This window comes from Novosphingobium sp. UBA1939 (assembly GCF_002336885.1).
Classification (GTDB): domain Bacteria; phylum Pseudomonadota; class Alphaproteobacteria; order Sphingomonadales; family Sphingomonadaceae; genus Novosphingobium.
The window spans coordinates 1-12,158 of the sequence record NZ_DDFB01000131.1 but is presented as its reverse complement, the minus strand read 5'-3'; the positions used below and the strand labels follow the sequence as shown (position 1 = coordinate 12,158).

Here is a 12,158-nt window from a genome sequence, read left to right as displayed (position 1 = left end):
TCGCGCGCCAGCACCCAGTCGGGCCGCTGTGCGATGTAGGACCAGCTGCGGATCGCCGCGATGCGCCCCTGCAGCGTATCGATGTCGCCGGAGGGGTTGTCGAGCGCGGCGATCGCCTGCGCCACATAGTCCGCGCCCAGATAGCCGTGGCGCAGATCCTGCCACAGCCGGGCGACGAAGCGGGCATGGGTTTCGGCGCCTTGCTGGCGGAAATCGGGCAGCGAACAGGCTGCCCAGAAGCGCTGGACCGAACCGCGCCCGCGCACCGTGGCGGCAGCATCCGGCTCCTCCGCCAGCCGTTTCAGCACGGCAAGGTCGATCGCCTGCGGTGGCGTGGCCAGTTCGGACCGGGGCGGCGGGCTTTCCAGATCCGCGATCAGCGTGGCCAGCGAATCGAAGCGCGGCTCCGCTTCGCGCCAGAACAGGCGCGTCAGCGGCGGGAACCGGTGTTCCTCGATCGCGAAGACTTCCTCGGGCGTGAATTCGGGATCGTTTCCGCCGGTACCCGCCAGCGTGCCGAAGGTGCCGTCGCGCTGGTGGCGACCGGCGCGGCCCGCGATCTGCGCCATTTCCGCCGTGGTCAGGCGCCGCTGGCGATGGCCGTCGAACTTGGACAGGCCGGCGAAGGCGACGTGGTGGACATCGAGGTTCAGGCCCATGCCGATCGCGTCGGTGGCGACGAGGTAATCGACCTCGCCCGCCTGGTACATCGCCACCTGGGCGTTGCGCGTCTGCGGGCTGAGCGCGCCCATGACCACCGCCGCGCCGCCCCGGAAGCGGCGCAGCATTTCCGCCATGGCATAGACCTGTTCGGCCGAGAAGGCGACGATCGCGCTGCGCGGGGGGATACGCGAAAGCTTCTTCGCGCCGACGTGGCTCAGCGTGGAAAAGCGCGGCCGGCCGATGACTTCGGCTTCGGGCACAAGCGCGCGGACCATCGGTTGCAGCGTGGCCGAGCCCAGCAGCATCGTTTCCTCGCGCCCGCGCGTGTGCAGCAGCCGGTCGGTGAACACATGCCCGCGCTCCGGATCGGCGGACAGCTGCGCTTCGTCGAGCGCGACGAAGGCGAGATCGGGGCGCGAGGGCATGGCTTCGGCAGTGCAGAGCAGCCAGCGGGCGTTCTTCGGCTCGATCCGCTCCTCGCCGGTGATCAACGCGACGCGGTCCGCGCCCTTGATCGCGCAGACCCGGTCATAGACCTCGCGCGCCAGCAGGCGCAGCGGAAAGCCGATCGCGCCGCTGGAATGCGCGCACAGCCGCTCGATTGCGAGATGGGTCTTGCCGGTGTTGGTCGGGCCAAGCACCGCTTTGACCACACCTTCCCCGGCTGTCCCGTGTCGTCTTCCTGGCAGGGGACTGGCCATGCAGGGAATGTGGCGGCGGCCATCCCCCCACGCAAGAAGGCGCCGGGAATTTATCCCCGGCGCCTCCAAAAAGGATTTTCATTCAGAGCGTTGAAGCAGGCCGGTCGAAATTCAGGTCAGGCCGCGCCGAGAATGGTGCTTTTCGAGAACCGGCGCGCAGCGTGCTTGAAGCACGTGAGCACCGGAAGCGCAGAAAAGTGCCGTTCGCAGGCCGGCATGGGCTGAATTTCGGCTGACCTCAGCCGTCGTAGTCGGCACCCAGCGAGGTATTCCGCACCGGCGCGGCGGCGGTGATGCGCAGGGCTTCGGCCGACTGCGACAGCGAGCCGATTTCATCGACCTCATCATCATCATCGGGCAGCACGCGCTGGAGCGACTGGATCACGTTTTCCTTGAGCACCGTCGGGCGAACGGTCTCGTCCGCGATTTCGCGCAGGGCAACCACGGGGTTCTTGTCGCGGTCGCGGTCAACGGTCAGCTCGGCGCCGCCCGAGATCGCGCGGGCGCGCTCGGCGGCCAGCAGGACGAGATCGAAACGGTTGGGAACCTTGTCGACGCAATCTTCGACGGTAACGCGCGCCATTCGGGCACTCCGGAATATTGGAAAGGACGGAAAGAGCCGCAGCTAGGCGCGGGGTGTGGAAAAGTCAAGGAAATCGGGACAGCGGGAAATCGGGGTAGCGAGGTCGGGCTGCCCGCGACGCCCTCCTGTCATTCATCGTTGTAGCTGTGGCCGGCCAGCGCGTCGGGGGCGAGATCGCTGAACTTGGTGATGCGCGATTCGAAGCGCAGGCGCACCTTGCCGGTCGAGCCGTGGCGCTGCTTGGCCACGATCAGTTCGGCCAGGCCATAGACGCGCTCCATTTCCGCCTGCCACGCGGCGTGGGCTTCCTGGATCTTCATGTCGTCGCTGCCTTGCGGCACCTTGGGTTCGCGCGCGGCGACGTAGTAATCCTCGCGGAACACGAACCAGACCATGTCCGCGTCCTGTTCGATCGACCCCGATTCGCGCAGGTCCGACAGCATCGGCCGCTTGTCGTCGCGCTGTTCGACCGCGCGGCTGAGCTGCGACAGCGCGATCACCGGCACCGAGAGCTCCTTGGCCAGCGTCTTCAGGCCGCGGCTGATTTCCGAGATTTCGTTGACGCGGTTGTCGCTGCGGCCCGATCCCTGCAGGAGCTGGAGGTAATCGACGATGATCAGGCCGACATCGTGCCGGCGCTTGAGCCGCCGCGCCCGCGCGCGCAGGCTGCCGATGGTCAGCGCCGGGGTATCGTCGATATAGAGCGGCAGCTCGGCCAGGCGCTGGCTGGCGAACGAAAGCTGCTGGAAATCCTCGCGGCTGATGCGGCCCATGCGCAGCGCTTCGGAACTGATGCCCGATTGTTCGGCCAGGATACGCGTGGCGAGCTGGTCCGCGCTCATTTCCAGGCTGAAGAAGGCGACCGCCGCGCCGACCGAATCCTTGGTGGCGATGCCATCGGCCTGGTCGCGCCGCAGCCGGTCGGCCGAATTGAAGGCGATGTTGGTGACGAGCGAGGTCTTGCCCATGCCCGGGCGGCCGGCGAGGATGATCAGGTCCGAATCGTGCAACCCGCCGATCTTCTCGTTCACCGAGGTCAGGCCGGTGGTCTTGCCCGAGATATGGCCGCCCGAAAGCAGCGCCTTCTCGATCATTTCCAGCGAGGTGCGTGTGGCCATGCCGAAGCTCTGCGCCTCGTTGCCGGTCTGCGCCCCTTCGGCCACGGCATAGAGCGCGGCTTCGGCGCGTTCGATCTGTTCGAGCGGGGCTACCGAATTGCTGGTGTCGCGCGCGCCTTCCACCAGGTTGCGGCCCACCGCCATCAGTTCGCGCAGCAGCGCCAGGTCATAGACCTGCTCGGCCAGTTCGCGCGGGGCGAGCAGGCCCTGCCCGTCCGCCGTCAGCCGGGCGAGATAGGCGGTGCCGCCCAGTTCCTTCAGCCCTTCGTCGCTTTCGAAATAGGGCTTGAGCGTGACCGGCGTGACCACCGCCTTGCGATCGACCAGCGCCAGGATGCGTTCATAGACGCGGCCGTGGACCGGCGCGAAGAAATGCTCGGGCTTCAGCGGGGTGGGGAGTTCCTCCAGAATCCGGTTGTCGATCAGCACCGCGCCCAGAAACGCGGCTTCCGCCTCGACGTTGGAGGGGAGAGTGCGAATCTCTTCAGGTTCGCGCAGGAGGATCGCTTCGCTTGCCGACATGACACACCAATGGCGCAGGGGGACCGGTCGCCGCAAGACGCGGTGTGGCCCGATTGCCGCCTGAATTTACCCACAGGCTGTGGACTGCGCAAATCTCTTGCCGCGCCTTGCCGCGTCTGCGAAATAGCCTGCCCCATGGCGGACCCGCGCATCTCGCATATCGAGCTCGACGAGGCGACGATCCTCTGGCGCAATGCCGATATCGAGCAGGAACGCCGGATCGCGATCTTCGACCTGATCGAGGAAAACACCTTCCGTCCGATCCGCGCGTTCGAGGCGGGGCATACCGGCCCCTATCGCCTGCGCCTGTCGGTGGAGGACGGGCGGCTGGCGCTGGTCATCGCCGACGAACGGGAAAACCTGCTCGAAACGATCATCCTCGGTCTCGGCCGTTTCCGCCGTCCGATCCGCGACTATTTCGCGATCTGCGATTCCTATTATCAAGCCATCCGCCGGGCGACCGCGCAGGAGATCGAGACGATCGACATGGCCCGGCGCGGCGTTCACAACGATGCGGCCGAAATGCTGCTGGAACGGCTCGACGGCAAGGTGGAGACGGACTTCGCCACGGCCCGCCGGCTCTTTACCTTGATCTGCGTCCTCCATATCAGGGGCTAGGGTCGCGGAATACGGGATTGGGCGCAGGTTCATGGCGAAGGCGAGGAAAACGGCGCTGCGGCGCTGGCTGGCGGCATTGCTGCTGGCGGTGATGATCGCCATCGGCCTGGGCTGGTGGAAGGCGCGCACCTGGATGCCCGATCGCGCGCACTATCCGGTGCAGGGCGCCTGGATCGACGAGCATGACGCGCCGGTCGACTGGCGCATTCTCCATGCGCGCGGCGCCGACTTCGTCTATCTCACCGCCAGCGAAGGCCCCGGCCGCCGCGATGCCGCGTTCGCTTCGGGGCTGGACGCGGCGCGCGCGCAGGGGATGCAGGTGGGGGCGGTGCATGTCTACGACCTGTGCGCCCCGGCCGATGCCCAGGCCGCCAATTTCGTCACCACCGTGCCGCGCGACGCCAAGCTGCTGCCGCCGGCGGTCGTGCTCGACATCGATTCGCGCAGCTGCCCCGATGCGCCGGGCGAAGCGGCCCTGCAGAGCGAACTGACGACGTTCCTCAACCAGATGGAAATGCACGCGGGCAAGCCGGCGATCCTGATGCTGTCGCGCGGGTTCGAAAGCCGCTATCACCTTGCCGCCATGATCGATCGCAACATCTGGGTCCGCCAGGATTTCCTCGTGCCGGGCTATGCCAAACGGCCGTGGGTGATGTGGACGGCCACGAGCCGGCTGCGCACCGACGCCGCGCCAGGGCCGCTGCGCTGGGTGGCGGTGCAGCCATGACGAATATTTCGCTGCCCGATCTTGCTCCCGATGCGCGCGAGGCGTTGATCGCGGCCGCGCGCACGGCGGTCGATACCGCCTATGCGCCCTATTCGGGCTTCCACGTCGGCGCGGCGCTGCTGTTCGAGGATGGCGCGATCGTGACCGGCGCGAACGTGGAGAACGCCAGCTATGGCCTCTCGCTGTGCGCCGAAACGGTCGCCTGCGCGATCGCCAGCCATGCCGGGCGGCGCGGCGGGCTGGTCGCCGTGGCGGTCATGGGCGGCGCCGGCGGGGCGATCGACGCGGCGATCACGCCGTGCGGGCGCTGCCGGCAGGTGCTCAACGAACTGGCCGCGCTGGGCGGCACCGATCCGCTGGTGCTGTGCGTGGGCACGCGCCAGGTGATCGAGGTGCGGCTCTCGGCGCTCTTGCCGCATGCTTTCGGTCCGGCCAGTTTGGTATAAAGGCAGTTTGGCCTGAACAGGATTATCGGGGAAACAACGTGGCCATTCTTTCCGACAAGTGGATTCGCGACAAGGCGCAGCGCGAAGGCATGATCGAGCCGTTCGTGGAAAGCCAGCGGCGGGAAGGCTGCATCAGTTATGGCCTGTCCTCCTATGGCTACGACGCGCGCGTGGCGGATGAATTCAAGATCTTTACCAACGTCGATTCGGCGGTGGTGGACCCCAAGGACTTTGCGTCCAATTCCTTCGTGGACCGCAAGACCGACGTCTGCGTGATCCCGCCCAACAGCTTCGCGCTGGCCCGCACGGTCGAATATTTCCGCGTGCCACGCGATGTGCTGGTGATCTGCCTGGGCAAATCGACTTATGCCCGCTGCGGTATCATCGTGAACGTGACCCCGCTGGAGCCGGGCTGGGAAGGCCACGTCACGCTGGAATTCTCCAACACCACGCCGCTCCCCGCGAAAATCTACGCCAACGAGGGCGCGTGCCAGTTCCTGTTCCTGCAGGGCAACGAACCGTGCGAGGTCAGCTATGCCGACCGCGCCGGCAAATACATGGGCCAGCGCGGAGTGACCCTGCCCCGGCTGTAATCTCCGCACTTGCAATCGCTGCTGCAACTGCCCTGTTGCTTTCCGGAACGGGGCCGATCACCATCCCGCCCATAACGAACCAAAAAGGGGATGGGATGATGGGTGCCAGGGCGGATCGGCCGTTCGACATCGTGGTCTATGGCGCGACCGGGTTTACCGGGCGGCTCGTGGCGCAGTACCTCGCGCGGGCCTATGGACAGGAAGGGCCGCGCTGGGCGATGGCCGGGCGCAGTGCCAGCAAGCTGGCCGAGGTGCGCGATGCGATCGACGCGCCGATCAACACGCCGCTGATCGTGGCCGATGCCGGCGATCCCGCCAGCCTCACGGCCATGGCGGAGCAGACGCGGGTGGTGGTGACGACGGTCGGCCCCTACCAGCTTTATGGCGAACCGGTGCTGGCCGCCTGCATCGCGGCGGGAACCGACTATGCCGACTTGTGCGGCGAGCCGGTGTGGATGCGCCAGATGGTGGACAAGTACGACGCGGAAGCGAAGCGCACCGGCGCGCGGGTGAGCTTCTCCTCGGGCTTCGATTCGATCCCGTTCGATCTGGGCGTGCTGATGCTGCAAAAGGAGGCCGTGGCACGCTTCGGGGCGCCCGCGCCGCGCGTGAAAGGGCGGGTCCGGGGGATGAAGGGCGGCGCTTCGGGCGGAACCGCGGCCAGCCTCAAGGCCACGCTCGCCACGCTGGGCCAGCATCCCGAACTGATTCCCTGGATGACCAGCGCCTTCGGCCTGACGCCGGGTTTCGAAGGGCCGCCGCAGCCCGCTGGCGACAAGCCGCAATACGATGAGACGCTGGGATCGTGGGAAGCGCCATTCATCATGGCGACGATCAACACCAAGAACGTCCACCGCACCAACCGGTTGCTCGGGCACCCCTATGGCCAGGACTTCGTCTATGACGAAATGATCCTGACAGGCCCCGGCGACCAGGGGAAGGCCGTGGCCGAGCACATCGCCACCACGCCGATGATCGGCCGGCCCGATGATCCGCAGCCGGGCGAAGGTCCGTCGCAGGAAGAACGCGAAAACGGCTTCTACGACGTGCTGTTCGTGGGCGAGATGCCCGACGGGCGGACGATCCGTTATGGAGTCAAGGGGCGCTACGATCCGGGTTATGGTTCCACCAGCCGGATGCTGGCCGAAACCGGCATCGCGCTGCTGTCCTGCGCGGCGGAAGGCGGGATCGCCACGCCGGGCGCGCTGCTGGGCGAGGCGCTGGTGGCGCGGTTGCGCGCGCACGCCGAGATCGCCTTCGCGGTGGAAGACTGAACGACACCGGCGATCAAGCCCGCCGTCCGCTGTTGAGGGGGATCGCGGACGGCGGGCTCTCGCGCCGCGTCATGCGGCGGAGGCTTCCTCGTAGGCCTGGGCTTCGGCCGCGATCAGGATGTCGGCCAGCATCCAGTAGGCTTCGCCCCAGGCGGCCAGCACTTCGTCGGTGGCCACATCCGCGCCCACCACGTCGCGGATCGCCGGCAGCAGGGCTTCGGCCACCAGCGGATAGTGTTCCGCCTTGACGCCGGTTTCGACGTGCCTGGCCACCATGCGCTGCACGGCCGGGCCAAGGTTGCCCAGTTTGTCGATGTTCCGGGCATAGGCAAGGATCGCCCCGGCCAGCCGGCGCGGCTGTTCGCCGCTGTCCTGCGCGGCCTGGTCGAACATCGCTGCGACTTCCGCATTGCGGAACAGCCGCGCGTACATCGCGGTGGTGATGGCAAGGCCGTGCTTTTCGATGACGGGGGCCGTGGTCTTGACGATGGCCTTGGCCTCTTCGGAAGCGGTGCGCATGGCGGGATCTCCTTAAAACAAGTATTAAAAATACCGGTATTGGAAATGCTTGATTCGGGCAAGCGAAAATCCGACATGATCGAACGATGCAACTGACCCAGCATACGGATTTCGGCCTGCGCCTGCTGATCGTGCTTGCCCGGCGAGAAGGCGAAGCCGTTTCGGTTCCGGCCTTTGCCGCCGAACAGGGGCTTTCGCCCCACCATGTCGCCAAGGTGGCGCAGGCGCTGGTCCACGAAGGCTTCGCCCGCAGCCTGCGCGGGCGCGGCGGCGGCATCGCGCTGGCGCGCCCGGCGGACGGAATCAACGTGGGCGCGGTGGTGCGCGCGCTGGAACGGGGCATGAAGCTGGCCGATTGCGCCCGGTGCGCGCTGCGCGCCGATTGCGCGCTGAGCGGCGTTCTGGCCGAAGCGCTGGAGGCCTTCCTCGCGGTGCTCGACCGCTATTCGCTGGCGGACATCGCCCGCCCCGGCGCTCCGGCTTTCGCGCCATGGAGCGTGGCGGAGCCTGCCGCGCGCCCTTGTGGTTAGGGGCCTGCGTTCAGCACCCTGCGTTCAGGGCTTCTTCAGCGCGGCGATGCAGGCGGCGCGATCGACATCGCGGCCATCGCCGCGCCGCGCGTCGACATAGGTCGCGGTCTGCCGCCCGCCCTGCGCGGGGGGATAGAGGAAGACGTCGAGAATGCAGGCCGATCCCGACCATTGCAGCTTGCGCGCGTCTTCCTCGCGAATGTCGAGCCGGGGCGGCCCGAACAGGCGTGATAGCTGCTGCGCGTCGGCGCCGATTACCGATTCGAGGCCGGGCGCGGTCTGGATCTGCGCGGCGGGGCGCGGCGGCGGGTGGCCGACGCTGCGGATGGTCGCGGCCTTGCCGGCCCCGCTGGTCTGCACGCCGGTTCCGCCGCCGCAGGCCGCGAGCAGCAGGGTCATCACAAGCACGGCCTGATTACGGCGCATCGGAAACTCCGCCAACATTGGAAACTTCGGCATGGCGGCGCAGCACCAGATGTGTCGCCGTCGCCGCGCCGATCACCGGCGCGACAAGGTTGATGAAAGGCACGGCCAGCAATCCGGCCACCGTCCCGCCCAGCAGCAACCGCTGCCACGCGGGCGGCGCGGCGGCCGGCGTTCCCGCGGCGTCGCGGTGGCGCAGCCGGACCATCTCGGTCAGCTCCCGCCCCAGCAGCACGGCATTTACCAGAAAGAACACCAGCGCCGGGCCAAGGCCGGTGACCAGCAGCACCACGGCCACCGGCAGCGCGGCCAGGTTCCACAGCACCGACCGCACCAGCCCGCGCAGCGCCTGCCGCGCCTCGGCACGCCAGCCCAGCGGCCGCGCCGTGGCGGCGAACGCGGGGTAATGGCGCGCTTCCACGGCGGCGACGACCTCGTCCGCAAAGAACTGAACCACCGCGATCGCCACCAGCCGGAACAGCAGCCAGACGCCGATCAGCACGATCACGCCCGCGATCAGCACGCGCAGGGTCTGCGCGCCGCTGGCCAGATCGTCGCGCAGGCCCGATGCGATGAACGCCGCGTCGAGGCCCCACCAGCCCAGCGCGCCCAGCACCACGAACAGGGCGAGCGTGACGAGCGCGCTTTTCCCCAGCACCCGCAGGATGCGCCGGTCGGCAAGCTGGCCCAAGGAAAGCCCCAAAGCGGAAAGCATGGATGCCGGATCGCCCGGCGGCGCGCGGCTGTCAACCGGGAGACGGAACCGCTCGTCCGCCGTGGTCGCCGGGTCAGCGCACTTGCGGCGCGGCAAACAGCCCGCTAGGGCCGCGCCGCCTGCCGTTCCCCGATCGGCCCCTCATTCATGGAGCTTGCGGATGACCGCTCCCGCTACCGACGTTATCGCCATCGGCAATGCCATCGTCGATGTCATGGCCCCCGCGCAGGATGCGGATATCGCGCGGCTGGGCCTCGCCAAGGGCGGGATGACGCTGGTCGATGCCGATCGCGCGCGCGAACTCTATGACGCGATGGGGCCGGCGCGCGAGATTTCGGGCGGTTCGGCGGCGAACACGCTGGCCGGGCTGGCGGCGCTGGGCGCGACGTGCGGCTTCATCGGCCAGGTGGCGCAGGACCAGCTGGGCGAGGTGTTCGCGCACGACATCCGCGCCGGCGGGATCGCCTTCGCCACGCCCGCGCGCGAAAGCGAGCCGCCGACCGCGCGCTGCCTGATCTTCGTGACGCCCGATGGCCAGCGCACGATGAACACGTTCCTTGGCGCGTCGCAGTTCCTGCCCGCCGAAGCGCTGGACGAAACGGTGATCGCCGATGCCGCGGTGCTCTATCTCGAAGGCTATCTGTGGGACCCGGAAGAGCCGCGCAAGGCCATGCGCCGCGCCATCGCCGCCGCGCGCACGGCCGGGCGCAAGGTGGCCTTCACGCTGTCCGACGCGTTCGTGATCGCGCGCCATGGCGACGATTTCCGCGCGCTGATCGAAGCGGGCCAGATCGACATCCTCTTCGCCAACGAACACGAGCTGGCGGCGCTGACCGGCATCGCGGATTTCCACGAAGGCATCGCTTCGCTCGCGGCGAAGGTGCCGACCGTGGTGGTCACGCGCAGCGAACAGGGCGCGCACGCGGTGAGTGGTGGCGAGCAGGCCCATGTTCCCGCCGAACCGATCGAGCAGGTCGTGGACACCACCGGCGCGGGCGACCTGTTCGCCGCCGGCTTCCTGTTCGGCCACGTGCGCGGCCGCTCGCTGGAGGATTGCCTGCGGCTGGGCGCGATCTGCGCCGCCGAAGTGATCTCGCACTACGGCGCGCGGCCCGAAGCGGACCTCAAGGCACTGGTCGCGGCGCGGATGGGCTGAATAGCCGGGCTATTCGCTCGGTCGGGTATAGCGGCCGCGCCCGAAGGCTTCGGGAAGCAGCGCCTTCCCGTCGATTCGCAGGCGCAGCGTGGTGAACGCGGGCGGGATCACCTGGCGCGCGTCGAGCGCGATGCGGATCACGCCCTGTTCGGTCGTAGGCAGGGGCAGGCTCGCGGCGCGGCCCTCGGCAAACCCGGCGGAAAGGTCCAGCCGGATCGCGCGCGACCCCGCCTTGCGCGGCAGAAAGGCCCATCCCCGGCGTGTTGCGGCCTTCGCCACGGCGCCGTCCGCGTAAGTCAGCGTGGCCGTTACCCTGCTCACGCCCATGCGCTCGCCGTTCTGCTCGGCAAAGACCGCGATGGCGATGCCGCCCTGCCAGCGATCGGGCGCCATGGTGGTCGCATCGGCGGGTTCGGCCGGCGCGTCCGATGGTGCGCAGCCGGGCAAGCGGGTGGGGGCGGGCGCCGGATCGGCCATGGGCGGAGACGCTTCGACCGGGGCGGTAGCGGGGGCGTCATCGACAAGCGGGGCCACCACCGCCGTCACCGCCTCCGCCGCGCTGCCGCACCGTTCCTCCCACGCGGCCGTGGCATCGTCGTGCTGGCGGCCAAGCAGGCGGCTTTCCGCGTCGGCATCCCAGGCGTCCACGCCGGCCAGCGCGAACAGCGGGGCGGACCGGTCCGGCTGGCTGGCGGTCAGCACCACGGCATCGCCATCGCGAAGCCAGGTGCCCTCTGCGCTCTGATCCACCGCGCCATAGGATATGTACCACGCAAACGTGCCATCGGGCCGCAGCAGCAGCTCCGAACCTGTCTCCATGACGCCAGACAGGTAGTAGTGCCCGACAAACGCGGCATCGGCCGTGGCGGCGTGCGCGCCAGCCGCCAGCGTCGATACCGGCAGGATCAGCGCGGCGAGAAGCGCGTCAGCCTTGCGCATTCCCCTCCCCGCTCTGGCGTTCAATCTCGCGCGCGATTTCCTTGCCGCCGATATCGCGACGGCAGAAGCCGTCGGGAAAGACCACGCGATCCACTGCCGCGTAGGCCGCATCGCGCGCCGCGCGCACCGAAGGCCCCCGCGCGGTGACGTTGAGCACGCGCCCGCCATTCGCCACCAGCGCGCCATCGGGGTTCAACGCGGTGCCGGCATGGAACACGCGCGCGCCATCGGCCTCGGCTTGCGCCAGTCCGGCGATCGTACCGCCCTTCTTCGGCGTGCCCGGATAGCCCGCGGCGGCCATCACCACCGTCATCGCCACGTCGGCGGAAAAGCGCGGCGGTTCCAGCGCGGCCAGCCGGCTGTCGGCGGAGGCGGACAGCAGATTGACCAGATCGGTTTCCAGCCGCATCATCAGCACCTGGCATTCCGGATCGCCGAAGCGGCAGTTGTATTCGATCAGCTTCGGCCCCTGCTTGGTCAGCATCAGCCCGGCGTAGAGCACGCCCGAATAGGGCATGCCCTCGTCGGCCATGGCCTTGACCGTGGGCGCGATGATCTCGGTCAGCGCCTGCGCTTCCAGCGCCGGGGTCAGCACCCGCGCCGGGCTGTAGGCGCCCATGCCGCCGGTGTT

The 12,158-nt window shown here is 68.4% G+C and carries 15 protein-coding genes; 7 read left to right on the top strand and 8 right to left on the bottom strand.

What is annotated here, in order from left to right; translation table 11 throughout:
* The 3 genes from B3547_RS17310 to B3547_RS17300 form a co-directional block, all read right to left on the bottom strand.
* Positions 1–1,364, bottom strand: a 1,364-nt coding sequence (locus B3547_RS17310; RefSeq protein ID WP_292965124.1) for a helicase-related protein, incomplete at its 3' end; no start/stop codon positions are given.
* 238 nt (positions 1,365–1,602) lie between these two features.
* On the bottom strand, positions 1,603–1,947 hold the full coding sequence (gene rpoZ, locus B3547_RS17305; protein ID WP_124811296.1) for a DNA-directed RNA polymerase subunit omega: 345 nt from the start codon (positions 1,945–1,947) through the stop codon (positions 1,603–1,605).
* Positions 1,948–2,075: 128 nt separating this feature from the next.
* Positions 2,076–3,587: a replicative DNA helicase gene (locus tag B3547_RS17300; RefSeq protein WP_125954269.1), complete on the bottom strand. Its 1,512-nt coding sequence runs from the start codon at positions 3,585–3,587 to the stop codon at positions 2,076–2,078.
* A gap of 135 nt (positions 3,588–3,722) precedes the next feature.
* On the opposite strand from B3547_RS17300, the gene B3547_RS17295 reads away from it, so the two are divergent.
* From B3547_RS17295 to B3547_RS17275, 5 genes are all read left to right on the top strand, one after another.
* Positions 3,723–4,205: a UPF0262 family protein gene (locus B3547_RS17295; protein ID WP_124811298.1), complete on the top strand. Its 483-nt coding sequence runs from the start codon at positions 3,723–3,725 to the stop codon at positions 4,203–4,205.
* 31 nt (positions 4,206–4,236) lie between these two features.
* On the top strand, positions 4,237–4,932 hold the full coding sequence (locus tag B3547_RS17290; protein ID WP_125954270.1) for a glycoside hydrolase family 25 protein: 696 nt from the start codon (positions 4,237–4,239) through the stop codon (positions 4,930–4,932).
* On the top strand, positions 4,929–5,378 hold the full coding sequence (locus B3547_RS17285; protein ID WP_292965113.1) for a cytidine deaminase: 450 nt from the start codon (positions 4,929–4,931) through the stop codon (positions 5,376–5,378). The genes B3547_RS17290 and B3547_RS17285 overlap by 4 nt, the downstream gene beginning before the upstream one ends.
* 38 nt (positions 5,379–5,416) lie before the next feature.
* Positions 5,417–5,971 carry a dCTP deaminase gene (gene dcd, locus B3547_RS17280; protein WP_124811301.1) on the top strand — a complete coding sequence of 185 codons (555 nt, stop codon included), beginning with the start codon at positions 5,417–5,419 and terminating at the stop codon, positions 5,969–5,971.
* A gap of 95 nt (positions 5,972–6,066) precedes the next feature.
* Positions 6,067–7,245, top strand: a complete 1,179-nt coding sequence (locus tag B3547_RS17275; RefSeq protein ID WP_292965109.1) for a saccharopine dehydrogenase family protein — start codon at positions 6,067–6,069, stop codon at positions 7,243–7,245.
* Positions 7,246–7,314: 69 nt separating this feature from the next.
* Here the strand turns inward: B3547_RS17275 and B3547_RS17270 are convergent, their stop codons facing one another.
* The gene (locus tag B3547_RS17270) at positions 7,315–7,764 is read right to left on the bottom strand and encodes a globin domain-containing protein (RefSeq protein WP_292965106.1); all 450 of its coding nucleotides are present in this window, start codon (positions 7,762–7,764) and stop codon (positions 7,315–7,317) included.
* An 86-nt stretch (positions 7,765–7,850) separates the two neighbouring features.
* On the opposite strand from B3547_RS17270, the gene B3547_RS17265 reads away from it, so the two are divergent.
* A complete protein-coding gene (locus B3547_RS17265; protein WP_292965103.1) occupies positions 7,851–8,294 on the top strand; it encodes an RrF2 family transcriptional regulator in 444 nt (147 codons plus the stop codon).
* A 24-nt stretch (positions 8,295–8,318) separates the two neighbouring features.
* Here B3547_RS17265 and B3547_RS17260 read toward each other — a convergent pair whose 3' ends face one another.
* Together B3547_RS17260 and B3547_RS17255 are read right to left on the bottom strand one after the other, a co-directional pair.
* Positions 8,319–8,720 (bottom strand): hypothetical protein, encoded by a 402-nt coding sequence (locus B3547_RS17260; RefSeq protein ID WP_125954272.1) that lies wholly within the window; start codon positions 8,718–8,720, stop codon positions 8,319–8,321.
* Positions 8,710–9,432: an EI24 domain-containing protein gene (locus tag B3547_RS17255; RefSeq protein ID WP_194919037.1), complete on the bottom strand. Its 723-nt coding sequence runs from the start codon at positions 9,430–9,432 to the stop codon at positions 8,710–8,712. Before B3547_RS17255 ends, B3547_RS17260 begins: the two co-directional genes overlap by 11 nt.
* Before the next feature lie 160 nt (positions 9,433–9,592).
* Between B3547_RS17255 and B3547_RS17250 the strand changes: the two genes are divergently transcribed.
* Positions 9,593–10,588, top strand: coding sequence for an adenosine kinase (locus B3547_RS17250; protein WP_125954274.1), 996 nt, complete (start codon positions 9,593–9,595; stop codon positions 10,586–10,588).
* 9 nt (positions 10,589–10,597) lie between these two features.
* Here B3547_RS17250 and B3547_RS17245 read toward each other — a convergent pair whose 3' ends face one another.
* Positions 10,598–11,527: a hypothetical protein gene (locus B3547_RS17245; protein ID WP_292965097.1), complete on the bottom strand. Its 930-nt coding sequence runs from the start codon at positions 11,525–11,527 to the stop codon at positions 10,598–10,600.
* On the bottom strand, positions 11,514–12,158 hold a 645-nt coding region (locus B3547_RS17240), incomplete at its 5' end, for a phosphoribosylamine--glycine ligase (RefSeq protein ID WP_292965094.1). The genes B3547_RS17240 and B3547_RS17245, both read right to left, overlap by 14 nt.